This window comes from Micromonospora chokoriensis, from assembly GCF_000718555.1.
Lineage (GTDB): Bacteria > Actinomycetota > Actinomycetes > Mycobacteriales > Micromonosporaceae > Micromonospora > Micromonospora chokoriensis_B.
Map to the genome: position 1 here is coordinate 109,513 of NZ_JOAN01000004.1, position 25,296 is coordinate 134,808.

Annotated in this window: 23 protein-coding genes and 2 tRNA genes; 9 read left to right on the top strand and 16 right to left on the bottom strand. The window is 70.4% G+C overall.

From position 1 onward, the window contains the following. Nucleotides 1-39: 39 nt before the first annotated feature. From IF46_RS0107945 to IF46_RS0107960, 4 genes are read left to right on the top strand one after another with little or no spacing between them, the layout of a single operon-like run. Nucleotides 40-1,809 (top strand): proline--tRNA ligase, encoded by a 1,770-nt coding sequence (locus tag IF46_RS0107945; RefSeq protein WP_030487635.1) that lies wholly within the window; start codon nucleotides 40-42, stop codon nucleotides 1,807-1,809. A 56-nt stretch (nucleotides 1,810-1,865) separates the two neighbouring features. Continuing rightward, entirely contained in the window at nucleotides 1,866-2,291 is a 426-nt protein-coding gene (locus IF46_RS0107950; protein ID WP_030487636.1) for a CBS domain-containing protein, read from the top strand. A gap of 32 nt (nucleotides 2,292-2,323) precedes the next feature. Further along, the gene (locus tag IF46_RS0107955) at nucleotides 2,324-2,752 is read left to right on the top strand and encodes a SufE family protein (protein WP_030487637.1); all 429 of its coding nucleotides are present in this window, start codon (nucleotides 2,324-2,326) and stop codon (nucleotides 2,750-2,752) included. A 20-nt stretch (nucleotides 2,753-2,772) separates the two neighbouring features. Further along, nucleotides 2,773-3,414: a DsbA family oxidoreductase gene (locus tag IF46_RS0107960; protein ID WP_030487638.1), complete on the top strand. Its 642-nt coding sequence runs from the start codon at nucleotides 2,773-2,775 to the stop codon at nucleotides 3,412-3,414. A 73-nt stretch (nucleotides 3,415-3,487) separates the two neighbouring features. Here the strand turns inward: IF46_RS0107960 and IF46_RS0107965 are convergent, their stop codons facing one another. From IF46_RS0107965 to IF46_RS0107985, 5 genes are all read right to left on the bottom strand, one after another. After that, nucleotides 3,488-4,036: a YbaK/EbsC family protein gene (locus IF46_RS0107965; protein ID WP_030487639.1), complete on the bottom strand. Its 549-nt coding sequence runs from the start codon at nucleotides 4,034-4,036 to the stop codon at nucleotides 3,488-3,490. Nucleotides 4,037-4,131: 95 nt separating this feature from the next. Beyond that, a complete protein-coding gene (locus tag IF46_RS0107970) occupies nucleotides 4,132-4,326 on the bottom strand; it encodes a hypothetical protein (protein WP_030331904.1) in 195 nt (64 codons plus the stop codon). 78 nt (nucleotides 4,327-4,404) lie between these two features. Next, the gene (locus IF46_RS0107975; protein WP_030487640.1) at nucleotides 4,405-5,058 is read right to left on the bottom strand and encodes a GAP family protein; all 654 of its coding nucleotides are present in this window, start codon (nucleotides 5,056-5,058) and stop codon (nucleotides 4,405-4,407) included. 51 nt (nucleotides 5,059-5,109) lie between these two features. Continuing rightward, nucleotides 5,110-6,498, bottom strand: coding sequence for an MFS transporter (locus tag IF46_RS0107980; RefSeq protein ID WP_030487641.1), 1,389 nt, complete (start codon nucleotides 6,496-6,498; stop codon nucleotides 5,110-5,112). A 59-nt stretch (nucleotides 6,499-6,557) separates the two neighbouring features. Next, complete coding sequence (locus tag IF46_RS0107985) at nucleotides 6,558-6,875, bottom strand: hypothetical protein (RefSeq protein ID WP_030487642.1); 318 nt, start codon at nucleotides 6,873-6,875, stop codon at nucleotides 6,558-6,560. A gap of 162 nt (nucleotides 6,876-7,037) precedes the next feature. Between IF46_RS0107985 and IF46_RS0107990 the strand changes: the two genes are divergently transcribed. The 3 genes from IF46_RS0107990 (at nucleotide 7,038) to IF46_RS0108000 (ending at nucleotide 12,998) form a co-directional block, all read left to right on the top strand. Then, nucleotides 7,038-11,495, top strand: coding sequence for a cation-translocating P-type ATPase (locus tag IF46_RS0107990; protein WP_051723755.1), 4,458 nt, complete (start codon nucleotides 7,038-7,040; stop codon nucleotides 11,493-11,495). A 94-nt stretch (nucleotides 11,496-11,589) separates the two neighbouring features. Continuing rightward, complete coding sequence (locus IF46_RS0107995) at nucleotides 11,590-12,318, top strand: LPXTG cell wall anchor domain-containing protein (RefSeq protein ID WP_030487644.1); 729 nt, start codon at nucleotides 11,590-11,592, stop codon at nucleotides 12,316-12,318. A gap of 245 nt (nucleotides 12,319-12,563) precedes the next feature. Beyond that, entirely contained in the window at nucleotides 12,564-12,998 is a 435-nt protein-coding gene (locus IF46_RS0108000) for a hypothetical protein (RefSeq protein WP_030487645.1), read from the top strand. 14 nt (nucleotides 12,999-13,012) lie between these two features. Here IF46_RS0108000 and IF46_RS0108005 read toward each other — a convergent pair. The 6 genes from IF46_RS0108005 to gyrB all read right to left on the bottom strand — a co-directional run bounded on the left by IF46_RS0108005 (nucleotide 13,013) and on the right by gyrB (nucleotide 19,050). Then, nucleotides 13,013-13,088, bottom strand: a tRNA-Ala gene (locus IF46_RS0108005). Nucleotides 13,089-13,130: 42 nt separating this feature from the next. Further along, nucleotides 13,131-13,259 (bottom strand): DLW-39 family protein, encoded by a 129-nt coding sequence (locus IF46_RS35100; RefSeq protein WP_209444550.1) that lies wholly within the window; start codon nucleotides 13,257-13,259, stop codon nucleotides 13,131-13,133. Nucleotides 13,260-13,301: 42 nt separating this feature from the next. Continuing rightward, nucleotides 13,302-13,375, bottom strand: a tRNA-Ile gene (locus IF46_RS0108015). Nucleotides 13,376-13,525: 150 nt separating this feature from the next. Next, nucleotides 13,526-14,446 carry a DUF3566 domain-containing protein gene (locus IF46_RS0108020; RefSeq protein WP_030487646.1) on the bottom strand — a complete coding sequence of 307 codons (921 nt, stop codon included), beginning with the start codon at nucleotides 14,444-14,446 and terminating at the stop codon, nucleotides 13,526-13,528. A 4-nt stretch (nucleotides 14,447-14,450) separates the two neighbouring features. Beyond that, nucleotides 14,451-16,973 (bottom strand): DNA gyrase subunit A, encoded by a 2,523-nt coding sequence (gene gyrA, locus IF46_RS0108025; RefSeq protein WP_030487647.1) that lies wholly within the window; start codon nucleotides 16,971-16,973, stop codon nucleotides 14,451-14,453. A gap of 130 nt (nucleotides 16,974-17,103) precedes the next feature. Then, nucleotides 17,104-19,050 (bottom strand): DNA topoisomerase (ATP-hydrolyzing) subunit B, encoded by a 1,947-nt coding sequence (gene gyrB, locus IF46_RS0108030; RefSeq protein ID WP_030487648.1) that lies wholly within the window; start codon nucleotides 19,048-19,050, stop codon nucleotides 17,104-17,106. A 520-nt stretch (nucleotides 19,051-19,570) separates the two neighbouring features. On the opposite strand from gyrB, the gene IF46_RS0108035 reads away from it, so the two are divergent. Next, the gene (locus tag IF46_RS0108035) at nucleotides 19,571-20,125 is read left to right on the top strand and encodes a hypothetical protein (RefSeq protein WP_030487649.1); all 555 of its coding nucleotides are present in this window, start codon (nucleotides 19,571-19,573) and stop codon (nucleotides 20,123-20,125) included. Here the strand turns inward: IF46_RS0108035 and IF46_RS0108040 are convergent. Further along, nucleotides 20,110-20,598 (bottom strand): MarR family winged helix-turn-helix transcriptional regulator, encoded by a 489-nt coding sequence (locus IF46_RS0108040; protein WP_030487650.1) that lies wholly within the window; start codon nucleotides 20,596-20,598, stop codon nucleotides 20,110-20,112. The genes IF46_RS0108035 and IF46_RS0108040 overlap by 16 nt on opposite strands. 132 nt (nucleotides 20,599-20,730) lie before the next feature. On the opposite strand from IF46_RS0108040, the gene IF46_RS0108045 reads away from it, so the two are divergent. After that, nucleotides 20,731-20,958 carry a hypothetical protein gene (locus IF46_RS0108045; RefSeq protein WP_030487651.1) on the top strand — a complete coding sequence of 76 codons (228 nt, stop codon included), beginning with the start codon at nucleotides 20,731-20,733 and terminating at the stop codon, nucleotides 20,956-20,958. Nucleotides 20,959-20,967: 9 nt separating this feature from the next. On the opposite strand, the gene IF46_RS0108050 is transcribed toward IF46_RS0108045, so the two are convergent. Genes IF46_RS0108050 through dnaN form a run of 4 tightly spaced genes read right to left on the bottom strand, consistent with a single transcriptional unit; the run spans nucleotide 20,968 to nucleotide 24,759 of the window. Next, on the bottom strand, nucleotides 20,968-21,573 hold the full coding sequence (locus tag IF46_RS0108050) for a DUF721 domain-containing protein (protein ID WP_030487652.1): 606 nt from the start codon (nucleotides 21,571-21,573) through the stop codon (nucleotides 20,968-20,970). Continuing rightward, on the bottom strand, nucleotides 21,563-22,696 hold the full coding sequence (gene recF, locus IF46_RS0108055) for a DNA replication/repair protein RecF (RefSeq protein WP_030487653.1): 1,134 nt from the start codon (nucleotides 22,694-22,696) through the stop codon (nucleotides 21,563-21,565). The genes IF46_RS0108050 and recF overlap by 11 nt, the downstream gene beginning before the upstream one ends. A 16-nt stretch (nucleotides 22,697-22,712) precedes the next feature. Next, nucleotides 22,713-23,585, bottom strand: coding sequence for a phosphogluconate dehydrogenase (NAD(+)-dependent, decarboxylating) (gene gnd / locus IF46_RS0108060; protein ID WP_030487654.1), 873 nt, complete (start codon nucleotides 23,583-23,585; stop codon nucleotides 22,713-22,715). A gap of 40 nt (nucleotides 23,586-23,625) precedes the next feature. After that, entirely contained in the window at nucleotides 23,626-24,759 is a 1,134-nt protein-coding gene (gene dnaN, locus IF46_RS0108065; protein ID WP_030487655.1) for a DNA polymerase III subunit beta, read from the bottom strand. Between the last annotated feature and the right edge of the window lie 537 nt (nucleotides 24,760-25,296).

Genomic DNA, 25,296 nt, shown 5'->3' on the forward strand with positions numbered 1-25,296 from the left:
GGTTCGCTCGTCCGATCGGCGCGGCCCTACGCTGCACCCATGCTGCTACGCATGTCGACCCTGTTGCTGCGGACCCTGCGCGAGGATCCGGCCGACGCGGAGGTGCCGAGCCACCGGCTGCTGCTTCGCGCCGGCTACATCCGTCGTGCCGCACCGGGCGGCTACACCTGGCTGCCGCTGGGCAAGCTGGTGCTGGATCGGATCACCGAGGTGGTACGCGCCGAGCTGTTCGCGATCGGCGACCAGGAGGTGCACTTCCCGGCGCTGCTGCCGGCCGATCCCTACCGCACGAGCGGCCGGTGGACGGAGTACGGCGACGACATCTTCACCCTCGCCGACCGGCGCGGCGCCGAGCACCTGTTGGCGCCCACCCATGAGGAGATGGCGGCGCTGCTGGTCAAGGACCTGGTCACCTCGTACCGGGACTTCCCGCTGACGCTGTTCCAGGTGCAGACGAAGTTCCGCGACGAGGCTCGGCCGCGGGCCGGGCTGCTGCGCGGCCGGGAGTTCCTGATGAAGGACGCGTACTCCTTCGACCTGGACGAGGCGGGGCTGCGGGAGGCGTACGCCCGGCATCGCACCGCGTACCAGCGGATCTTCGACCGGTTGGGTCTGGACTACACGGTGGTGGACGCGATGTCCGGCGCGATGGGCGGCTCCGCGTCGGAGGAGTTCCTGGCGGCGACCCCGGTCGGCGAGGACACCTTCGTCGGCTGCACCGCCTGCGACTACGCGGCCAACACCGAGGCGGTGGTCACCCGCGCGCCGACCGCCGGTGACCTGGGCACGCGGCCGGCCGCCGAGGTGCACGACACTCCGGAGACGCCGACGATCGCGAGCCTGGTGGAGTTGGCCAACGCCCGCCGATTGGGCGGCCGGGATGGCTGGACCGCCGCCGACACCCTGAAGAACGTCGTGCTCTCCGTCCGTCAGCCGGGTGTCGACCGGGCCGAGCCCTTGGTCGTCGGGCTGCCCGGTGACCGGGAGGTCGACCTCAAACGGGTCGGTGCCGCGCTGCACCCCGCCCAGGTGACCGTCTTCGAGGAGTGGGCCGCGCATCCCGAGTTGGTACGCGGCTACATCGGGCCGCAACTGCTCGACAAGCTGGGCATCCGTTACCTGGTCGATCCTCGGGTAGTGGCCGGTTCGGCATGGCTGACCGGGGCGAACGAGCCGGGCCGGCACGCGACCGACGTGGTCTGCGGACGGGACTTCACCCCCGACGGCACCATCGAGGCGGCCGACGTACGCGCCGGCGACCCCTGCCCCGACTGCGAGGCCGGCGAGCTGACCATCCGGCGGGGCATCGAGATCGGGCACATCTTCCAGCTCGGCCGCCGCTTCACCGACGCCTTCGCGGTCGACGTGCTCGGGCCGGCCGGCAAGCCGGTCCGGCCGACCATGGGCTCGTACGGCATCGGGGTCTCTCGCGCGGTGGCGGCCATCGCCGAACAGCACCACGATGAGCGGGGTCTGGTCTGGCCGGCGGCGATCGCGCCGTGCGACGTACACCTGGTGGTTGCGGGCAAGGGCCCGCAGCTCGACGCGGCGCTGGAGCTCGGCGGGCACCTCACCGCCGCCGGCCTGCGGGTGCTTGTCGACGACCGCACGCACGTCTCGGCCGGGGTCAAGTTCACCGACGCCGAGCTGATCGGCATCCCCCGGGCCGTCGTGGTCGGCCGCCGACTCACCGAGGGGTACGTCGAGCTGCGCGAGCGGGCCGGCGACACGCGCACCGAGCTACCGCTGGACGGTCTGGTGGACCGGATCGTCCACGAGGTACGCCAGGAACGTGGAAACCTGGTGTAGCTGCGGCGTCACGGGGTAGAGCAGTCGGATCGGTAGAAACGTCTTCGGAGGCTCTCATGACCGGTTACCGGGTCAGTGACGTGATGACCAAGCAGGTCGTGTACCTGCCGGCGGAGACCACCCTGGACGAGGCGGCCCGGGTGATGAAGGAGGCCGACATCGGTGATGTGGTGGTCACCGACGGCGCCAGCCTCGCCGGCATGCTCACCGACCGGGACATCGTGGTGCGGGCCGTGGCGGAGAACAGCTCCCCCGCGGCCACCACCATCGGCTCGATCGTCACCCGCGAGGTCGTCATGATCGAGCAGCACTGCACGGCGGGTGAGGCGGCGGCGCTCATGCGGGACCGGGGCATCCGACGCGTGCTGGTCTGTGACAGCGACCGCAAGCTGGTGGGAATCGTCTCGCTCGGCGACCTGGCCATGCAGCTCGACCCCACCAGCGCGCTCAGCGAGATCAGCGAGCAGTCGCCCACCGTCTGAGGAGTGCCGCCCGGCACCGGTAGCCTCGACACATGGCTGACATGCCGGCCCGACTGGCCGAGATCGTCGACGAGTTCGCCGCCGCGCCGCGCGACCTGGTGCTGGAAATGCTCCTGGAGTACGCCGACGTCATCCCGGCGCTGCCGGAGGGCACCGCCGAGCGGGAGGGCATGGAGCAGGTGCCCGAGTGCCAGACGGTGTTCTTCCTCCGCGCCAAGGTGACCCCGGAGGGCACCGTAGCCACGCTCTTCGACTGCCCGCCGGAGGCGCCGACCACCCGGGCGTTCGCCGGGATCCTCGCCGAAGGTCTGGCGGGTGCGAGCGCCGAGCAGGTGCTGGCCGTGCCGGACGACCTCTATCAGCGGATGGGGCTGGCGCAGGCGATCAGCCCGCTGCGGATTCGCGGCGGCACGGCGATCCTGGGCCGACTCAAGCGGCAGATCCGGGAACAACTCGGCTGACCGCGAGGTTGGCACCGATCATGGAGATCGAGATCTACGCGGACGTCATCTGCCCGTGGTGCTACATCGGCAAGCGCCGGCTGGATGAGGCCCTCGCCAGCTACGAGGGCGAGGTGACGGTCCGCTACCGGCCGTTCCAGCTCGACCCGTCGCCGGTGCCGCAGCCTCTTCCGCTGGTGGAGGCGCTGGCCGGCAAGTTCGGCGGCCCGGAGCGCGCCCGGCAGATGGTCGACCACGTGACCCAGGTCGCGGCCGGTGACGGGCTACGGCTGGACTACGACCGCGCGGTGATCGCCAACACCTTCGACGCGCACCGGCTGGTCTCCTGGGCCAACGACCAGGGCAGGGCGGGCGAGATGGTGGAGGCGCTCTACCAGGCGCACTTCAACCACGGCGTCGACGTCGGGTCGCGGGAGGCGCTGGCCACCCTGGCCGGCGAGATCGGCCTGGACGCTGCCGACGCGCGTCGGTTCCTGGACTCCGACGAGCGGGTCGCCGACGTCTCCGCCGACCTGGCCACCGCCCGGGACCTGGGCATCACCAGCGTGCCGACCTTCATCCTGGCCGGGAAGTACGCAGTCTCCGGCGCGCAGGAGGTGCAGACGTTGCTCGCCGCGCTCGCCGAGGTCGAGCAGCGCGAATCCGCAGCCCACTCACACTGAGTCACCCGTGGTCGGGATCCGGCATCGATGATCACGATGTTTCACGTGCAACAACATCGATGCCGGTGCCTGGTCAGGCCGGCTTGGCCAGCCCTTCCACCACCCGCGCGCCGGGCAGCGCGCCTAGCGCCGGCCCGGGCAGCGCGATCTTGCTGTGTCGTACGCCGGACCCGACGATCACGTGCGGTGTGGCGATGACCCGCGCGTCGACCAGGATCGGCCACTGGGCCGGCAACCCGATCGGAGTGATTCCGCCGTACTCCATGCCGGTCAACTCGACCGCGTCGGTCATCGAGGCGAAGCTCGCCTTGCGGACGTCCAGCGCCCGGCGGGCCACCCCGTTCACGTCGGCCCGAGTGGTGGCCAGAACGATGCAGGCCGCGTAGCGGACCACGCCATCGCGCTTGCCCGCCACCACGACACAGTTGGCCGACACGTCCAACCCCACCTCGTACGCCGCACAGAACGCGGCGGTGTCGGCGAGATCGGCGTCGATCGGCGCGACCAGCACGTCGTCGACGTCCACCGGCGCGTCGGCGGGCCACTGCGCGATGGCCTCGGCAACCGGCGGGGCAAGCAGATCCAGGCGGGCGCGGGCCGGTTCGGTCTTCAGCGTTCCCATCACGGGTGCGATCCTCGCATCCGCGACGCTGAACTGCCCGGCGGCTCCCCGGCCGCCCGGCGACGCCACCGGCCGACGCCGGATCGATCCGGCGCTCAACTGCCGGCGAGGAACGCGTTGTCGCGCATGAAGGAGCGGTCGCGGGCAGCAGCCAACTCCTCCTCGCGCTGGGCCTTGGCCCGTTGCAGCTCCAGATCCTCGAACGCGTGCCGGACACCCAGCCGGATCACGCCGTAGAGGAAGACGAAGCCGAAGACGTAGAGGATCACCGTGGTGACGACAGCGAACATGGCGTCACCGTAAGACGAACGTGAACCGTTGTTGCTCTCATTTCCGGCCGGTTCCCCCGTACGTGTCCGCGTGGCGGGTCAGCCCGAGCGGATCAGGTCCAACACGGTAAGCACCGCGAAGAACGCGATCACGATCTCGTTGACGATCCAGGCGTGCCCCTCGGCCCATTCCCGCATCCGGGCCAACGCCCGCGCGGCCCGGTCCCCGAGGAGCAGCAACGCCAGCAGGGGCAACGCGAGCAGGAGCACCGTGAGCAGCACGAACGGCACCAGGTGCCACCAGGGCAGGTTGTGTCGGGCCACGGTCGCCCCGACGGTGGCCATGGTCAGGTCGTCGGTGGGCGTCACCACGAAGAGCAGCGCGCCCAGTCGCAGTGTCTGGCGCGGATCGGCACGCTCGATGCTCCCCAGCCATCGTGGCGGTCCGGACCGATTGCGCCGTAGCCAAATCAGCACGGCCAGGATCACCAGCAGGGCGAGCACCACCAGGTCGATGGCGGGGCCGCGATCGACCTTGCCCGCGACGGCTTTGGCATCGGCGACCAGACCGCCCACCAACCGGGTCAGCAGCCAACCCACTGTCACACCGGCGGCGACCACCAGCCCCGCGCCAGCGAGGAAGCCGAGCGACGCCGCCCGGGGCCGATCCGACGACGCGAGGAAGACCGCCACCACCAACTGCGTCCCGGCGACCATGACCACGGCGAGCGGCAGAATGGTCAGGAAGTTCATCGTCCGTCATCCTCCCGGCACAATCAGGTCAGACGCGGCCGAATCCCCGGATCACCCGCCCGGCCGCACGCTCCCGCCGACCACGACACGACCGGCCAGCAGTGCTCCGACCAGCGCCAACCCCGCAGCTACCACGAGAGTCGCCGTGTAGCTGGCCGGGCCCGGCGCGCTTCCCGCCGCCAACACGGCTCCGGTAAGCGCCAGCACGGTCGCCGCGAAGAGGGAGTCGCCCAGCTGCAATGACGAGCTGTTGCGGCCCTGCTCACCCGGCGCGGACAACTCCAGGGTGAGCACCGACAACGACGGATAGAGCAGCCCCATGCCCAGGCCGGCGACCGCCCAACCGGCCACGGCGACGGTCACCGGCAGCTCGGGCCAGACGGCCAGCGCCACCATGGCGGTGCCGACCGTGATGCAGCTCAGCCCGGCGCGCGGCAGGCTGGCCCGCGACGCCGGCACCGGGATCCGGCCCTGCAACCAGGAGCCCACCGACCAGGCCAACGCGCCGACGGTGAGGACCAGCCCGGCTGCGGTCGGCGAGAGGCCCCGCTCCCGGGAGAGCAACAACGGGATGACCACCTCGGCGCCGACGAAGGCCGCCGACGCCAGGCCACGCAGCCCGACGACGGTGGGCAACCCTCGCGCGGCCCGAAGAAACCCGGCCGGCAGCAGGCGCGGGGCACACACCAGCAGGCCAACCACGGCGAACGCGACCAGCACCAGAGCGGTAGCGCCGCGCTGCTGCCCCCCGATGTGCAGCAGTGCGGCACTCACCGCGGCCCCGCACGCCCAACCGATCCGCGCGGCTGCACCCGCCGGTGGGCTGGTCGCCGCGCTCCGGCCCAGCGACCGCAGGCCGGGGTGGATCAGCAGTACCGCCGGCACGGCCACCGCCGGTACCGCCAGGAAGACCCACCGCCAGCCCAGGTACTGCACGATCAGGCCGGCAACCGCCGGCCCGACCATCGACGGTACGACCCACGCCGCCGCGAACGCCGCGAAGATCCGCCGGTGCAGTTCCTGCGGGTACGCGTGCCCGACGATCACGTAGAGCGCCACCGAGAGCAGCCCGGAGCCGAACCCCTGCACGACCCGCCCGACGACCAGCGCGCTCATCACGGGGGCGGTCCCGGCGATCAGCAACCCGACCACGAACCAGGCGACGCCGTGCCACATCGGGCCACGAGGACCTCGGGCGTCGCACCAGATGCCGGAGACCACCATGGCCAGCACGCCGGTGGCGAACGGGCCACCGAACGCGATCCCGTACAGCGCCAGCCCGTCCAGGCTGCGGGCGACGGTCGGCATCGCCGTGCCGACCGCCAGCGCCTCGAACGCGAGGAGTGAGATCAGCGCGACGATGCCCACCGTCATCGCGCGCAGTCGGGGTGCGAACAGCCCTGGTGCGGCAGGTACGGCGGTGACGGTTGTGCTCGGCATCGCCCGAGCATGCGACCTCAACCCTGATTCATGTCAATCGTCGGGTGACCTGGCTCGCATCAGGCAGTCTGCAGCGCCTCCCCGACACCGCGCACCAGGCCGGAGAAATGTTGGTCGGCCAGCAGGTGGCCAGCGGTGATCACCACAGCGATCGGCCACTCGATGACCTGTAGCGCCGCGAGCACCCCGAGCCCGGCGTAGTAGGCGACCTTGTCCGGTGGCGGCACCGCCACCTCACCCAGCACCGGCAGGTGAACCCGCCGGCCGTACATCTGGACGTTCTCGCGCGAACCGGTGAGATGTCGCGTCAGCGTGCTCATGCCGGCCTCCCCCTGTTCCGGTGAAGGTCGTCGGATTCCACGGCCCACCCCGTCCATGCGCCAGTGACGGCGGAAAATTCCGCCACCCAGGGGGCATAACGGATGGCAGGTCGGGAAGCCAGGCCGCCGGACGTGAGCGCGGCGGGAGGACGAAATGGCCAAGGTCAGGACAGGCGGCAACAGGGAGCAGGGCCGGCGTCCGTCCAGCCGTACGCCTCGATGACGGCGGCGGGTCGAGCTGCCGGCCGCTTCCTGCCGTCCTTCGGCGTGCCGCACTTGGTCGGCGAGGCGTCCCGGACGCTCAGCTCGGCCGCGACCCGGCTGGCCCGGACTGCCGGGCTGACGCGGCGTCGGGTCTGGTCCCGACCAGGCCGGCACCACATCGAAGTGCACGGTGTGTGCCAAGAGGGCGGAAACCGGCTGGCTCGTCAGGTGGAGGGTGCGCTGGAGCGGATGCCCGGTGTCGCCTGGGCCCGGGTCAACGCACCCTCCGGCCGGGTGGTGGTTGCCGTCCAGACCCCCGAGCCGACGCTGCGCGACCTGATCGCCGCGATCGACCGGGTCGAGCGGACCTGCGACCACGAACCCGACCCGGAGATCCCACCGCCACACCCACCGGAGGAGGGGCCGCGAACCCCGCGCACCCTCGGCGGGCTCGCCTCGGACGCGCTGGGCCTGACCATCTCGGCCGCCACCCGGGTCCTGCCGTTCGCACCGCTGCCCGGCGAGGTGTCCGGTCTGCTCTCCGCAGTGGATCTCCAACCGAAGCTGCACGACTTCATCGGCCGACGGCTGCGCTCCGACCCCCGCGCAGACATCCTGTTTCCGCTGGCCGAAGCGGTGGTGCAGGGCTTGACCGGCCGCTGGACCGGGATCGTCCTGGACGGTGCGCAGCGGGTGGTGCAGTGGGGCGAGGCGCGGGCCCAACTCTCCGCCTGGGAGCGGGCCGAGCCACGGCTGACCGGCGACGCGGAACGCGCTGGCGCCCGATGGCCGGTGGCCGACCGCCCCCGGCCGAAGCCGGACGGCCCGGTCGAGCGGCATATCAACCGCATGCTTGCCGCAGGCGCGGCCGCAGCGGCGGCGGCGGTGCCGTTCGCCGGACCGAAGCGGGCCGCCGCGCTGGGCCTGTCCGCGCTACCCAAGGCGCCCGGCAGTGGCCGTGAGGGGTACGCAGCCCAGCTCGGCCGGATGTTGGCCCGGCGCGGAGTGATCGCGATGGACCGGAGCGTGCTGCGCGAGCTGGACCGGATCGACACGCTCGTGCTCGACGCCGCGGTGCTCGGCTCGGATCGGGGCGTGCTGGCCGATCTGGCACCGGCATCCGATGCGGACGTCGACGAGGTGGCCGAGCGGGCCTTCGCGTTGTTCGACCCGGACGACCCGGCCGCTTCCCGCACGGCGGACGGCTGGCGGCTCGGGCCACTGGACCGGATGCCCGCGTACGACCCGGACGACATCCCGGATGCGGCCCGGTTGCGCTCTGCCGGCGGCCAGCTCCTCGGCCTCGCCCACCGCGACCGGCTCGCCGCGCTGTTGCGGGTCGAGCCGGAACCCGCACCCGGCGTCGACGGCTTGCCAGCCGCCGCCCGACACGCCGGCCTGCGGCTGGTCGTCGCCGGCGGAGACGAGCAGCGGTACGCCTTCGCCGACACGATGCTGCCCGGCGGGGACCAGTTGGCCGAGTCGGTGCGCGCGTTGCAGCGCGACGGCGCGGTGGTGATGCTGGTCTCCGCGGACCGGAAGGCGCTCGGCGCGTCCGACTGCGGTCTCGGGTTCGCCGCTCCGGAGGAGTTGCCGCCGTGGGGTGCGCACCTGCTGGTCGGTGCCGACCTGCGGGTGGTGGCACTGGTGATCGAGGCGACCGGGGTGGCCCGGCGAACGGCCCAGCAGAACATCCGGCTCTCCATGGCCGGCACCGGTCTCGGGGCGCTGGGCGCGTTCACCGCCCCACCGACTCAACTGCCCCACCGGGCGCTCGTCGCGGTCAACGGCGCTGCCGGGTTGGCCTTCGCGAACGGGGTCTGGCAGGCCCGCCGGCTGCACGACCAGTCGGACACGCCGGCGCCCGTGACAACCGCCTGGCACCTGATGCCCGTCGGCACCGTCCTCGACCACCTGCGCTCCACCCTGGACGGCCTGGCCAGCGCCGAAGCGCAGCGCCGACGCCAGGGCTCCGGCGGGGACGGCAGTGCCGCACCCGGAGGTGGTGGGCTGCTGCGCGCCTTCGTGGACGAGCTGTCCAACCCGCTCACCCCGGTGCTGGCCGCCGGAGCGGTGCTCTCCGCGTCGTTCGGCTCGCTCGTCGACGCCGCGCTGGTGGGCAGCGTGGTCGGTGGGTCCGCCCTGATCGGGGCGGTGCACGAGCGCAACACGGAGAGGTCACTGGCAGAGCTGCTGTCCCGGTCGGCGGTGACCGCACGGGTCCGCCGCGACGGCGCCGAGCAGGTGCTCGCCGCCGAAGACCTGGTCCTCGGGGACGTCATCGCCCTCGAACCGGGTGACTCGGTGCCCGCCGACTGTCGGGTCCTCGAATCGGTGGGCCTGGAGGCCGACGAATCGTCGTTGACCGGCGAGTCGCTACCCGTCGCCAAGTCCAACCGGCCGGTGGTGGCCGCCGCCATCGCCGACCGACACTCGATGCTCTACGAGGGCACCACCGTCGCCGCCGGGCACGGCACCGCCGTGGTGGTGGCCACCGGCAACGACACCGAGGCCGGGCGCAGCCTGGCACTGGTACGGCAGGCACCCCCGGCCAGTGGGGTGGAGGCTCGACTCGGCTCGTTGACCAGCGCTGCCATCCCGTTGGCGGTCGGTTCCGCAGTGGCAGTGGCCGGCGCGGGCCTGCTTCGGGGCGTACCCCTTGTCGAAACGGCGGCGACCGCCGCGAACCTCGCCGTGGCGTCGGTGCCGGAGGGGCTGCCGTTCCTGGTCAGCGCGGCGCAGCTGGCCGCCGCCCGGCGGCTGGCCGAGCACGGCGCGTTGGTCCGCAACCCGCGCACCATCGAGGCGCTGGGCCGGGTGGACGTGCTCTGCTTCGACAAGACCGGCACCCTCACCGAGGGCCAGATGCTGCTGGCCGGGGTCGGCGACGGCGTCGGCGACCGGTACGCGCCGGTGGACCGGCTCGACGACCGACTCCGGTTTACGCTGGCCGCGGCGCTGCGGGCCACCCCTGCGGCGAAGGGTTCGGAAGAGTTGGCGTTGCAGACCGACCGGGCGGTCCGACGGGGCGCCGGCGAGGCCGGGGTGGTCGAGCAGACCGGTACGGCCGGCTGGCGGGCTGCCGGAGGGTTGCCGTTCGAGCCGTCCCGCGGCTACCACGCGAGCGTCGGGGAGACCGACGGTCACCTGTTGTTGAGCGTCAAGGGCGCTCCGGAGACGGTGCTGCCGCGCTGTTCGTCGCGACGCCTCGACGGTCGTCAGGAGCCGCTCGACGACGCCGGCCGCGCGGAGTTGGAGCGGATGCTCGCCGACCGGGCCGGGGCGGGCAACCGGATCCTGGCCGTCGCGGAGTGCCCGGTGGACGACCCGAAGGTCACCGACTCCGACGTGCGAGGGCTCACCTTCGTGGGTTTCCTGGCCCTCGCGGACGGTGTCCGGGAGAGTGCCGCCCCGGCGGTACGCCGAATCCGGCAGGCCGGCGTGCACACCATCATGATCACCGGCGATCATCCGGCCACCGCTGAGGCGATCGCCGCCACCATCAGCGAGCACGACGAACAGCGGGTGGTCACGGCCGCTGAACTCGACCAACTCGACGACGACGCGCTCGCCGAGCGGTTGGCCAACACCGACGTGGTGGCCCGCTGCACCCCGGCACACAAGGTGCGGATCATCCAGGCGTTGCAGAAGTGCGGGCGGACCGTGGCGATGACCGGCGACGGCGCCAACGACGCCCCGGCGATCCGGCTGGCCGATGTCGGCATCGCCCTCGGCCAACGGGGCACCCCGGCCGCCCGCGCCGCAGCCGACCTGGTGGTCACCGACGACCGGTTGGAAACCATCATCGCGACCCTGATCGAAGGGCGGGCGATGTGGTCGTCGGTACGGCACGCGCTCAGCATCCTGGTCGGCGGCAACCTCGGCGAGATCGCGTTCAGCGTGCTCACCGCCGCGGCGACCGGCCGCTCCGCGCTCACCGGACGACAGCTGCTGCTCGTCAACCTGCTCACCGACCTGGCACCGGCACTGGCCATCGCGGTCCGGCCGCCCGCGTCGGACCGCACCGACGCGCTGCTCCGGGAGGGCCCGGACGCGGCCCTCGGCGAGAGCCTCACCCGCGAGATCGGCTTGCGGGCGGCAGCCACCACGCTGGGCGCTACCGCAGGTTGGACGTTGGCCCGCTACACCGGACGCCGTCAGCGAGCCGGGACGGTCGCCCTGGTCTCCCTGGTCGGCACCCAACTCGGGCAGACCATCCTGGCCGGCGGCACCAGCCCGACGGTGCTGGCGTCCACGGCAGCGTCGCTGGGGGTGCTCGTCGTGGTGGTGCAGACGCCTGGGGTGAGCCAGTTCTTCGGCTGCACCCCGCTCGGGCCGGTCGGCTGGACCATCGGGGCCGGGTCAGCGCTCGGCGCGACCTTCGCCAACGGCGCGCTCACCAAGCTCATGGAGCACGTCCCGCAGGCCCGACCCGACGTCACCACCTCAGCCGGCGACGGCTCCCAAGGCTGAACACCGAACGGCCGCGTTGAAGCTCTCGCCAAGGACTCCCCACCGGAGATGCAACATCTCCATGTTTCAACATCCAACGGGGAGTAGGTTCCATATGCGATGGAAGGTCCCGGCTGGCGTCCTGATGGCGCTGGCCTTTTTGATTCCGGCGGCACCCGCGGTGGCGCAGACTGCATCACCCGGGCTGAACGACGCCTGCCAAACGGTCGAGCGCAAGGTCTACACGGACCTCCGCAAGCTTGTCACCATCGACCTGGACACCGCCACCGATGTTCAGGTTCGGGTGTTGACCGCGCAGATCCTGAGTGCGGCGAACGCCGCCTCGTTCGTCGTTCTGCCTCCCGCCATTCAGAAGCATCTGGACGGCACTCCGGAGGATCTGCGCGCGTTCCTCAAGACTGATCTGCAGCAGGCCTGGACGACGGATCTTCGGGTCAGGGTGACCCAGACGTTGACGAAGGCTGGTGTCAACGTGAAGGCAGCCGCGCAGACGACGCTCGACGACGGGTCGATCGATGTCTTACTGGCTTACCTGAACGACGGCCTGTACGCCGCGCGCGCCCTTGACTGCAAGGCTCAGCCCACGCCGACGCCGAGCGCCTCCTCCAGTGCCACGCCGAGCGCCTCTCCCAGCGCCACGGCGACTGCTGCACCGGCGCCCAGTGTCTCCAGTGGCGCGGCCGCCCCCGGTGGCGAGGGCGGCGGGCTTCCCGTAACCGGTGCCGCGACCGCGACCGTGGTGGGCATTGGCGGCGCGCTGCTGCTCCTCGGCGGCGCGATCTACCTGATCGGACGCCGCCGCCGCACCCACTTCGCGGCATAGCTCACCCAATGCGCGCCCGGCCCGATTCTTCGTCGGGCCGGGCGCAGCCCTTCATGCCCTTGGTTCCGTCCGCCAGCTGATGGCTCCGAGCGCTGACTGGCGGCGTTCGCAGCGAAGTTCATGATGTCCCTGAGTCATCATGATGTCCCTGAGTCATCGCGCTCACCAGAACGGGATCGCCCCGACGGGCAGCGCCATCACCGCGCAAGGACAGCCTCATTGATCTCGCTGGCTAGCCTGACGTCATGCCGTCGTTCTTGGCCACCGGGACTCGTCCAAAGGTCTGGCCATCCCTTCCGCTGGCGCTGCTGCTGCCGTGCAGCCTGCTGATACTGATAGGTGCCACCGATGACCGCCAGCCGCCCCCACCGGCCGGCGTACTCCTGCCAGCGACGGTGGTCGCGGTGGAACCGGCCCACGGCACCCAGAGCGCCTACGTGCAGGTACGTGTCGTCACGGCCGACGGGCCGACCACCTGCGGCATCGGTGCGCGCTCGTTCCCCGACCGGCGGCTTCCGTCGCTGCACCAGCAACTGACAATCGATTACACCCCGGCCAGGTGCATGCCGAAGCCAATCAACACCGAGATGCCCCGAGGTGTGATCGTCGCCATGGGCGCCAGTGGACTGGCGGCGTCGCTCTTCTGGCTCTGGGCCGGTCGAAAAAATAAACTCCGGTGACCTGCACCGGAGTTTGGTGGAGCCCAGGGGACTCGAACCCCTAACCCCTGCCTTGCAAAGGCAGTGCTCTGCCAGTTGAGCTAGGGCCCCGTGAGTGGCCGTGGCGTCGATCGCTCGTCGCCGGGCCGGACGTCAGCGCAGGTCGGGCGCGGTGGTCGCCTCGTGCCACAGGGCACGCTCGTCGTTCGACGCCTTGATCTTGTTGAACACGACGGCGGCCACACCGACGACGCCAGCCAGGATCAGCAGCTTCTTGAACATGGGGCGACCCCTCAAGCTCGACTACCGTCGGACGAAATGCGGTGGGGCTAGATGGAATCGAACCATCGACCTCAGAGTTATCAGCTCTGCGCTCTAACCGACTGAGCTATAGCCCCGCGTTGCGACGAGCAAGATTAACCCATCCGCTGCGCCGGACCCAAATCGGGGTCCGCGCCTGCGAGCCGGGCCGTCGACGCCTGCAAAAACTACCTGAGTACGGGACGCCGGAGCGACCGCTTTCCACGGTGCCCCGGCGTCCCGGTCGTTCAGTCCCGCTCGGCGAGGGTCAGCTCGATCCCGCCGACCAGGTCGGCGCAGACGTTGTAGACGAACGCGCCCAGCGTGGCCAGCGCGGTGAACAGCACCACGTTGACCAGCCCGATCAGCGCCGAGCTGAGGATCACGCCCTTGGCGGTGATCTGGAAGCCGCTGGTGCTCTGCCCACCACCGGCATTGACCAGGTCACTCAGGCTCTCGTTGACGCTCTGGAACACGCCCATCGCGTCCAGCGCCAGGTAGAGCACCGAGGTGGCGACCACCACGACGATGAAGAGCACCACCGAGACGGCGAATGCGAACTTCATCACGGACCACGGGTCGATCCGCTTCAGGTTCAGCCGGGCCCGGCGCGGTCCGCGCGACGCGGCCGAACTGACCGACGTACGCGCAGCACGCACCGCGTCACCGACCCGGGCGGCCCCGACGGCGGACGGGCTGCCGATCCCCGGGGGCAGACCACCACCGCTGGCCGGGCGACCGCCAGCGGCGGCGGCACGCGCGGCGTCCGACTGCGGCTGCGGCTGGGTCATGCCGGGTGTGATCCGCGGCTGGGTGCCGGTGGACCCGGTTGACGCCGCCTGGCCGGCCCGGACACCCAGCGGCTGGGTGGTCGCCGGACGGGCCGAGGGCGCCGCCGCCGGACCCGGAGGCGTGGCGGCGGCCGATGTCGGCGCCTCAGCGCCGGCCGTCTCGGTCTTGTCGCCCGACCCAGCATCCTCGCCAGACTGCTCTGGCGGAGGTGTCATGCCTGGAGCCCTTGTGAACTTCGGGGCAGGCGCGTCAGCGGGGACCGTCGCCCGGCCCACGGCCGCGCGGCCGGTCGCTGGTGTGCCGCCCTTGGCGGCCTCCTCGTCGACCGGGTTGGCCGAGGTCCCCGTGTTCCCCGACTTCGCCTGTGTCTCCGTCATTCAACTAGTCCTGTTCGTCAGGCTCGTCGGCATTGCGAGCAATCGCCACGATAGTCACGCCGTCCGGGAGGTCCATCAGCTTGACCCCCATTGTGTTCCGGTCACGCGTACGTCGTACAGGCTTCACCGGAGTCCGAATGACACCACCATTGCTGGTGATCGCGAACAGCTCGTCGTCCGGATCGATCACCACCGCGCCAACCAGACCACCGCGCCGTTCGGTGATCTTTGCAGTCAACACGCCCTTACCTCCCCGACCCTGCACCGGGTATTCCTCGATCGGGGTGCGCTTCGCGTATCCCCCGTTCGTGGCCACCAGAACGTCCAAACCTTCCCGCACGACTTCCATGGCGAGCAGGACGTCGTCGTCCGTGAAGCGCATGCCGATCACGCCCGAGGTGGCCCGGCCCATCGGCCGCAGCGCCTCGTCCGAGGCGTTGAACCGAATCGCCTGTGCCTTCTCCGAGACCAGCAGCAGGTCGTTCTCCGGCGCAACCAACGCAGCACCGACCAGCTCGTCCTCATCGCGCAGGTTGATCGCGATGATGCCGCCGGAACGGTTGGAGTCGAACTCCTCGAGCCGCGTCTTCTTCACCAGGCCGTTCTTCGTGGCCAGTACCAGATAGGGGGCTACCTGGTAGTTCGGGATCTCAATGATCTGAGCGATCTGCTCATCGGGCAGGAAGGCGAGCAGGTTGGCCACGTGTTGGCCCTTGGCTACCCTACTGGCCTCCGGCAACTCGTACGCCTTGGCCCGGTACACGCGGCCCTTGTTCGTGAAGAACAGGATCCAGTCGTGGGTCGAGCAGACGAAGAAGTGGCTGACGATGTCGTCCTGCCGCAGCGTGGCGCCACTGACGCCCTTGCCGCCGCGCCGCTGCGAGCGGTACAGATCGACCTTGGTCCGCTTGGCGTACCCGGTCCGGGTGATCGTGACGACCACGTCCTCGCGGGCGATGAGGTCCTCCATCGAGACCTCGCCGTCGAACGGGATGATCTGCGTCCGACGGTCGTCGCCCCACTTGGCGACGATCTCGCCCAGCTCCTCCGAGACGATCCTCCGCTGCCGCTCGGGCTTGGCGAGGATGTCCTTGAGGTCGGCGATCTCGATCTCGAGCTTGGCCAGGTCGTCCACGATCCGCTGCCGCTCCAGGGCGGCGAGCCGGCGCAGCTGCATGTCCAGGATCGCGGTGGCCTGGATCTCGTCGATCTCCAGCAGCCGGATCAGGCCCTGCCGGGCGTCGTCCACGGTCGGCGACCGCCGGATCAGCGCGATCACCTCGTCCAACGCGTCCAGCGCCTTGCCCAGGCCGCGCAGGATGTGCGCCCGCTCCTCGGCCTTGCGCAGCCGGAACGCGGTCCGCCGGCGGATCACGTCGATCTGGTGCTCGACGTAGTAGCGGATGAACTGGGCCAGGTTGAGCGTGCGCGGCACCCCGTCGACCAGGGCCAGCATGTTGGCGCCGAACGTCTCCTGGAGCTGGGTGTGCTTGTAGAGGTTGTTCAGCACCACCTTCGCGACCGCGTCGCGCTTGAGCACCAGCACGATCCGCATGCCGGTACGGCCGGAGGACTCGTCGCGGATGTCGGCGATCCCGGCGAGCTTGCCCTCCTTGATCAGCTCGGCGATCCGCTCGGCGAGGTTGTCCGGGTTGACCTGGTAGGGCAGCTCGCTGACGACCAGGCAGGGTCGACCCCGCTTGTCCTCCTCGACCTCCACCACGGCGCGCATCCGGATCGAGCCGCGACCGGTGCGGTACGCGTCCTGGATCGCCGTCGTGCCGACGATCAGGCCGTGGGTCGGGAAGTCCGGGCCCTTGACGATGCCGAGCAGGGCTTCGAGGGTGGTCTCCTCGTCCTCCTCCGGGTGCTCCAGGCACCACTGCACCGCCGCGCCGATCTCCCGCAGGTTGTGCGGCGGGATCTTGGTGGCCATGCCGACCGCGATGCCCTCGGAGCCGTTCACCAGAAGGTTGGGGATCCGCGACGGCAGGATGGTGGGCTCCTTGGCCCGGCCGTCGTAGTTGTCCTGCAGGTCGACGGTGTCCTCGTCGATGTCCCGCAGCATCTCCATCGCGAGGGGGTCGAGCTTGCACTCGGTGTATCGCATGGCTGCGGCCGGGTCGTTACCCGGTGAGCCGAAGTTGCCGTTGCCGTCGACCAGCGGGTAGCGCAGCGACCAGGGCTGCGCCATGCGGACCAGCGCGTCGTAGATCGCTGAGTCGCCGTGCGGGTGGAACTGACCCATCACGTCACCGACGACGCGGGAGCACTTCACGTAGCCGCGGTCCGGACGGTAGCCGGAGTCGAACATCGCGTAGAGGATCTTGCGGTGGACCGGCTTGAGGCCGTCCCGGACGTCCGGCAGCGCGCGACCGACGATGACGCTCATCGCGTAGTCGAGGTAGGAGCGCTGCATCTCCACCTCGAGCCCGACCGGTTCGATCCGGTCGTGCGCGACCACCGCGGCGATGGCCTCGGCGGGGACCTCGGGCTCGTTCGGTGTGGACTCGGGAGAATCGGTCACTGTATACCCTTATCAGACTCAGAGTCGTTTTCGTGCTGTGGATAACCGCTGTGGATACCGGCCAAGCTGTGGATAACTCTGTGGACCGCCGGATCGGCCGGGCAGTGCCCGGCCGACCCACCGCAGTCCGTCAGATGTCCAGGAACCGCACGTCCTTGGCGTTGCGCTGAATGAACGACCGGCGCGCCTCGACGTCCTCACCCATCAGCACACTGAACAACTCGTCGGCGGTCGCCGCGTCGTCGAGAGTGACCTGACGCAGGGTACGCGTCGCCGGGTTCATCGTGGTTTCCCACAGCTCGGGGTAGTTCATCTCGCCGAGGCCCTTGAAGCGCTGAATGTCGTCCGGCTTGGCGTTCGGCTTCTTCTGCTGGCGCAGCGCGATCAGGCCGTCCCGCTCGCGGTCGGAGTACGCGTACTGGGCGTCGTCGCCCTTCTTGTTCCACTTGATCTTGTAGAGCGGCGGGGCGGCCAGGTAGACGTGCCCCATCTCGACAAGCGGACGCATGAAGCGGAACAGCAGGGTGAGCAGCAGCGTCTGGATGTGCTGACCGTCGACGTCCGCGTCGGCCATCAGCACCACCTTGTGGTACCGCAGCTTCTCCATGTCGAAGTCGTCGTGGATGCCGGTGCCCAGGGCGGTGATCAGCGCCTGGACCTCGTTGTTCTTCAGTACCCGGTCGATCCGGGCCTTCTCCACGTTGAGGATCTTGCCGCGGATCGGCAGGATCGCCTGGGTCCGTGGGTCGCGGCCCTGCTTGGCCGAGCCGCCGGCCGAGTCACCCTCGACGATGAACACCTCGGACTCGCGCGGGTCGGTCGACTGGCAGTCGGCCAGCTTGCCCGGCATCGAGCCGGACTCCAGCAGCGACTTGCGCCGGGCCAGCTTGCGCGCCTGCTGCGCGGCGATCCGGGCCCGCGCGGCCTGGGACGCCTTCGTGATGATCATCTTGGCCTCGGCCGGGTTACGGTCGAACCAGTCGACCAGCCGGTCGTTGCAGACCCGCTGCACGAAGCTCTTCACCGGCGTGTTGCCCAGCTTGGTCTTGGTCTGGCCCTCGAACTGCGGGTTGGCCAGCTTGACCGAGATGATCGCCGCGAGACCCTCGCGGATGTCCTCGCCGGAGAGCTTCTCGTCACCCTTGAGCAGCTTCTTGTCGGTGCCGTACCGGTTGACCACGCTGGTCAGCGCGGACCGGAAGCCCTCCTCGTGGGTGCCGCCCTCGTGCGTGTTGATCGTGTTGGCGAAGGTGTAGACCGACTCGCCGTACGACTCGTTCCACTGCATGGCGATCTCGAGCGACATGCCCTCCTCTTCGGCCTCGAACTCGACCACGGTCTTGTGGATCGGGCTCTTCGAGGCGTTGAGGTGGCGGACGAAGTCGGCGATGCCGCCCTCGTAGTAGAAGGTGACCTCGCGCTGCCGGCCGTCCTCCTCCTCGGCCACCCGCTCGTCGAGCAGGTGGATGCGCAGGGCGCGGTTGAGGAAGGCCATCTCCTGCAGACGCCGGTAGATCGTCTGGAAGTCGAAGTCGACGGTCTCGAAGATGTCGGCGTCGGGCCAGAAGGAGACCGCCGAACCGCTGCGGTCGGTGGTCTCGCCCTTGTCCAGTGGGCCGGGCTTGGAGTAGTCGTACTTCTGCCGCCAGACGAAGCCGGACTTGTGGATCTCCACGGCCATCCGGGTGGAGAGCGCGTTCACCACGGAGACACCGACGCCGTGCAGACCGCCGGAGACCGCGTACGCCTTGCCGTCGAACTTGCCACCCGCGTGCAGCACGGTCAGCGCGACCTCGACACCCGGCTTCTTGAGCTTCGGGTGGAGGTCGACCGGGAAACCACGGCCGTTGTCGGTGACCCGGACGCCGCCGTCGGCGAGCAGCACCACGTCGATGGTGTCGCAGTATCCGGCCAGCGCCTCGTCGACCGCGTTGTCGACGACCTCCCAGACGAGGTGGTGCAGACCGCGCTCGCCGGTGGACCCGATGTACATACCGGGCCGCTTGCGAACCGCCTCCAGCCCCTCGAGAACGGTGATCGACTCTGCGCCGTACTCCTGCTTGTCCTGCGCTGCCACCCTCGGCCACTTTCTCGCGTCAGCCGCGCCGGTAGGGCGCGTCGGGCGCGGGTTCGGCGGACAGGACGCGACGTCGGCGCGCGGACCGGTGCCGGAGACCTCCGGACAGCGGGTCGAACGCGCCGGTCGCCGCGGTTGCCCGCGGATCGCGATCGGCTCGACCCGACGTGGAGAATGAATCTGGGCCAGCGGCCCCGTCCCACTCCCGCACCGGGTCTTCGTCTCGCTGTCAATCCTACTGTGCGCGGGAGACAGAACCACCACTCGGCACCCTCAGAGAGGCGGCTGAGAAGTCCATAGCCGGCAGAACCCCGCCGCCCACGACTCCCCCCACACGCCAGGCTCCGATCGCACGCGCCGCACCCGAACGGGTTGACCCGCGGTCGGGTGGGTCGGGGGTCGCGGACAAAGCGTCCGTGCCGTACGTTTGCGGCGCCCCGGAACCTGGCTTGATCTTTACCGGCTGGAACCGGGACGATCGACTCGATCGACCCGATAAGCGCTCTTGAAGAGGTGACAGATGGGGCTGGACAACGTCGCGGTGCACTGGCCGCGGACCGGCCGCTTCTACGATCCGGTCGCGCCGGCCGAGTTCGTCGACTTCGGCGAGATCGTCGACCTACCGCGGATCTCCGCGCCGACTGCGGCGCTGGCCGAGCTCATCGCCAAGACCGGCACCATCCGGGCGACCGCGTACACCGAGTTGGTGGATCTGCTCCTCGGCCTGGAAGGTGTGTTGTACGCCACAGACGCCGCCGCCGAGGACGAGGACCCGGTGATCGACCCGGACGGCTGCTCCTGGATCGCGAGCGGCATCGAGAGGTTCGTGACCGGGCACCGCGAGCACGGCGAGGCGGTCACCTTCGAGTCGGTGAGCACCGTGCTGCGTTCTCTGCTCGGCGACGGCAGGTTGGCCGAACAGCAACTGCGGTGGCTGGAGAGCCGGCTCGACGCTCTGCGTGACGAGCGCGGTGACCCGCCGCAGTGGAACTTCACCTGCGCCGAGTTGGGCGTGCTGGCGGCCTTCTATCGGCGCTGTGCCGAGCGTGGGTTCGCCGTCTACGCCGACGCCTGAGCCGCCGCGTCGGTCGCCGAGGCGGCCGGTCCGTTGGCGGCCGCGATCAGCTGCGTGAGCACCGCGTGCAGGTGTTGCAGGTCCGCGACGGGCAGCCCGAGCCGCTGCACGATCGCGGCCGGGATCAGCTCTGCCTGACTCCGTAGCGCGGCACCGCTGGCGGTGAGGGTGATGGCGAGGCTGCGCTCGTCACTCCGGTCGCGTTCCCGGCGCAGGTAACCGGCCGCTTCCAGCCTCTTGAGCAGGGGTGACAGCGTGCCCGGGTCGAGCTGGAGCAGGCGGCTGAGGTCACGACCGGAGAGCGGCGCGTGCTGCCAGAGCGCCAACATCACCAGGTACTGCGGGTGGGTCAGACCCATCGGTTCGAGCAGCGGCCGGTAGACGGCCACCACGCTGCGCGCGGCCACCGAGAGGGCGAAACAGACCTGCTGCTCCAGTGCCAGCGGGTCGACGCCGCCCGGTCGTTCGCTCATCGGTTGCCCTCTCTCCGCACGATGACTATGGTACCGATCATTGGTACACCAACCATTGGTGTACCAATACTCTGCTCGTGCGAAGGCGAGACGCGGCGGGCGAGACGCGGCGAGGCGAAAAGAGGGCGGCAGATGAGCGAGGACAGCGCGGTCACCAGAGCCCCGGGCGAGGGTGGCCGACTGATGCGCTGGGCCTATCGGCACCTGGCCGGCCCGGCCGAGGGTGTGCAAGGCGCGGTGCAGGGCGGCTCGGCCGAGGCCCGCGAGGCGTGGAAACGCGACCTGGCCGAGCGCAAACGCTTTACCCAGGAGCAGCGGGAACGAAAGCGGGCAGCCCGCGAGGCCGACCGGCGCGGCTGAGTAGCCGGCTCAGCCGTACGTGTCGCGGGGGCCCCGGCCGCGTACCCGGCGCGGCCCCTTCCCCCAGGAGGGCGCGGCCGGGCCGTGGATGTGCAGCTTGCGCACCACGTTGTGGCCGACCTCGCTGGCGATCTGCTTGAGCAGCGAGCCGGCGAGCAGCCGCAGCTGGGTGGCCCAGGCGGTCGAGCGCGCCTCCACGGTCAGCTCGCCGTTCTCCAACTTCACCGGGCGGCTGTTCTGCGCGACCTCCGCGCCGACGACCCGCTCCCAGGCGCCGAAGACGGTGGCCTCGGCCGCCGGCTGCTGCCAGCCACGCGCCTTCATCAGCCGGTTCAGCACGGCACCGAGCGGCTGCGGGTCGCGCGGGTCGGGGCCGGGGCCGGAGTAGCCGCGCAGCCGCCGCCCGGAGCCGCCGGCAGCGTCACCGCCACTGGGGGTACGCCGGGCTCGGGCCGCCGCCTGCCGCCGCGACAGCGCCGCGTCGAGCACCGCCCGGGCCAGCTCCGGCCCGCTTGCGGCCGCCGCCGCCTCACCGCCCGCCGATTCCGCCTTGGCAGTACGCGCAGCCGGGCTGTCGCCTGCCGCCTGCCGATCGGTGCCTGGCTTATCCGACACGGCGTACCGTCCCTTCGCCGACCTGGTAGCGGGTGCCGCGCAGGGCGGCCGGCACGTCGTCGTCCACCGCGCAGGTGACAAGCAGCTGACTCGCCCCACCGACCAGCTCCGCCAACCGCTCCCGGCGGCCGGTGTCCAACTCGGCGAAGACGTCGTCGAGCACCAGCACCGGCTCGATGCCGTCGGCGCGCAACAGGTCGTACCCGGCCAGCCGCAGCGCGAGCGCGAACGACCACGACTCGCCGTGGCTGGCGTACCCCTTGGCCGGCAGTGGGCCGAGACTCAGCGCCAACTCGTCGCGGTGTGGGCCGACCAGGGTGGTGCCCCGCTCGATCTCGGCGGAGCGGGACGAGGCCAGGGCTGCCATCAGCGCCTCGGCCAGCGTGGCCCGGTCGGTGGTCGGCTCGGCCAGCTCGATCGAGGGCCGGTAGACGATGCTCGCCGCGCCTCGACCGGCGGCGACCGCGTCGTACGCCTTGGCGACGTGCGGGGTGAGCGCGGCCACGAGTTCCAGGCGGCCGGCGAGCAGCTCCGCGCCATGCTGGGCCAGGTGGGTGTCCCAGACGGCGAGAGTGCCGAGGTCTCCGCCCCGATTCCCACCGGTCTTGCGAGCCAGGTACGCGGTGCGCAGCAGAGCGTTGCGCTGCTTGACGACCCGCTCGTAGTCGGCCCGCACCCCGGCGTACCGGGGCTGCCGATTGACCAGCAGGTCGTCCAGGTAGCGGCGGCGCTCGGCCGGGTCGCCCCGGACCAACTCAAGATCTTCCGGGGCGAAGAGCACAAGCCGGAGCGCCCCGAGCACGTCCCGGGCCCGCCGCGCCGGTGAGCGACCCAGCCGGGCCCGGTTGGCCTTGCCCGGCACGATCTCCAACTCGACCAGGAGTTCCCGGCCGTCGTGCACCACCGCGCAGCGGATCACCGCCGACGTGGCGCCCATCCGGACCAGAGGCGCGTCGGTGGCGACCCGGTGCGAGTCCAGGGTCGCCACGTAGCCCAGCGCCTCGACGAGGTTGGTCTTGCCGACGCCGTTGGCGCCGATCAGGACGTTCGCCCCCGGCTGGAGGTCGACCGCCACCCGCTCGTACGAGCGGAAGTCGACCAGTTCCAGCCGGTGAACGTACACAGGTTGTGGATACCGCTCAGCGCTTGTGGACGGCGTGGCCGCCGAACTGCTGACGCAGCGCGGCAACGGCCTTCATGGCGGGCGAGTCATCCTGTCGCGAGGTGAACCGGGCGAACAGCGAGGCGGTGATGACGTTCAGCGGCACGGCCAGCCGGACCGCCTCGTCGACCGTCCACCGGCCCTCGCCGGTGTCCTCCGTGTAGCCGCTCAGGTCGGCCAGCTCCGGGTCCTCGTCGAGTGCGCGGTCCAGCAGGTCGAGCAGCCAGGAGCGGACGACGGTGCCCTCTCGCCAGGACTTGATGACGCCCGGCACGTTGGTGACCAGCTCGGAGGCGGCCATCAGCTCGTAGCCCTCGGCGTAGGCGTGCATCAGGCCGTACTCGATGCCGTTGTGCACCATCTTCGAGTAGTGCCCGGCGCCGACGGGGCCGGCGTGCACGAAGCCGAACTCACCCTCCGGCTTGAGCGCGTTGAAGATCGGCATGAGGCGGTCCACGTGCTCCTGGGCGCCGCCGACCATCAGCCCGTAGCCGTTCTGCCGGCCCCAGACGCCGCCGGAGACGCCGACGTCGACGTAGCCGATGCCCAGCTCGTTGAGCCGCTCGGCCCGGGGGGCGTCGTCGCTGAAGCGCGAGTTGCCGCCGTCGATGATGATGTCGCCCTCACCGAGCACCTCGGCGAGTTCGTCGATGGTGGCGTCGGTGACACCGGCGGGCACCATGACCCAGACGGCGCGCGGGGACTCGAGCTTCTCCGCCAGGCCCGCGATGGTCGCAACGTCGCTCAGCTGGGCGTTGTGGTCGAAGCCGACGACTTCGTGACCAGCGGCACGAAGCCGCTCCCGCATGTTGCCGCCCATCCGGCCGAGTCCTACTAGGCCGAGCTGCATGTGTTTCTACCTCCGTGGATCTGGGTGTTGCTTGGCACGATCAGCGAGACACGCGGATCGGCATGATGAGGTACCGGTACCCCGGAATGACCTCGCCATCCTCGCCAGCGGGAGAGATCACCGCGGGCTTGAAGGCGTCGACGAAGGAGAGCACGGCCGTCTGGGAGCCCAGGTTTGCCAGACCGTCGATGAGGTACTGAGGGTTGAAGCCGATGGTCAGCGCGTCACCGGTGAAGGTGGCCTCCATCGCCTCGCTGGCCCGTGCCTCCTCGGAACCACCGGCCTCGACCACCAGGCCGTCGGCGCTGAAGCTGAGCAGCACCGGGGTGGTCCGTTCGGCGACCAGCGCGACCCGCTTGACCACCTCGATCAGCGTGCTGACCGGCACTCGGGCCGCGGCGTTGTGGGTGGCCGGGAAGAGCGACCGCACCGGCGGGTAGTTGGCGCCGTCGAGCAGGCGGCTGGTGGTGCGGCGGGTGCCGCCCGCCAGGCCGACCATGCCCTCGCCAGCGGCGCCCTGAGCAAGGGCGAGCGTGACCTCGCCGCCGATCGGGCCGAGAGCCTTGGCGGTGTCGTTCAGGGTGCGCGCCGGCACCAGGGCGTTGATGCTCACGTCGGGGTCGTCCGGCCGCCACTGGATCTCGCGCAGGGCCAACCGGTAACGGTCGGTCGCCAGCATCGACAGCGTGCTGCCGGAGAGCTCGACGCGGACGCCGGTCATCATCGGCAGCGTCTCGTCCCGGCCGGCCGCGATGGCCACCTGGGACACCGCGGTGGCGAACGCGGCGGCGTCGACAGTGCCGGCGCTCTGCGGCATCTCGGGCAGCGCTGGGTAATCCTCCACCGGCATGGTGGGCAGGGTGAACCGGGCGCTGCCGCAGACCAACTCGAGGTGCGCGCCGACCGCGGCGATGTCGACCGGCTTGGCCGGCAACGCCTTGGTGATCTCGGCGAGCAGGCGGCCGGAGACGAGGGCGGCGCCGTCGGCGTCACCCTGCACCTCGACGGTCACCTGGCTGGAGACCTCGTAGTCGAACCCGGAGACCCGCAGGTTGCCATCGGTGACGCGGAGCATCACCCCGGCGAGCACCGGTACGGATGGCCGGTTGGGCAGGCTCTTCGCGGTCCACGCCACGGCCTCGGCGAGCGCGTCGCGCTCCACTCGGAACTTCATCAATGCCTCCGCGTCGACGTCAGCGACAACTCTCTCATGCCGACCGCTGCCTACCGTCCCGCCCGACCGTGCGGGTACCCATCGCACCTTAGGGCGCGGGGGCATCGGCTGTGCGCCCGACCCCATGGATCGTGTCGGTGCTGACCGGCTGATCCGACAGCGTTCGGCCCGATCCACAGAAAGCCCAACGGTGATGATTGGTTTTTGTTCTCTTAGAAGAGATAACTCATCGTCTTCATCGCACCTGTGCAAACTGTGGAAAAGCCGAGTCTGCGCAGGTCAGACGGGTTATCCACCGGTGATTTAGCTGTGGAGAACCGGGGGTACAACTGGCTTGTGTGTCCACAGCCCGGTCGCGGCGGCCGGTTGTCCACCGTTGTCCACCGGTTGTCCACCGGTAATCCACCGACTTTCTCCCCAAGCCTGTGGACGGCGGCGAAGATCACCATTGCCGTCATCCCCAGAACCTTCAACAGCTCGTACACAGGTTGATCGTTTTCGGTGGAAAACCTGACCGTCGTCCCCAGGCGTCCACAG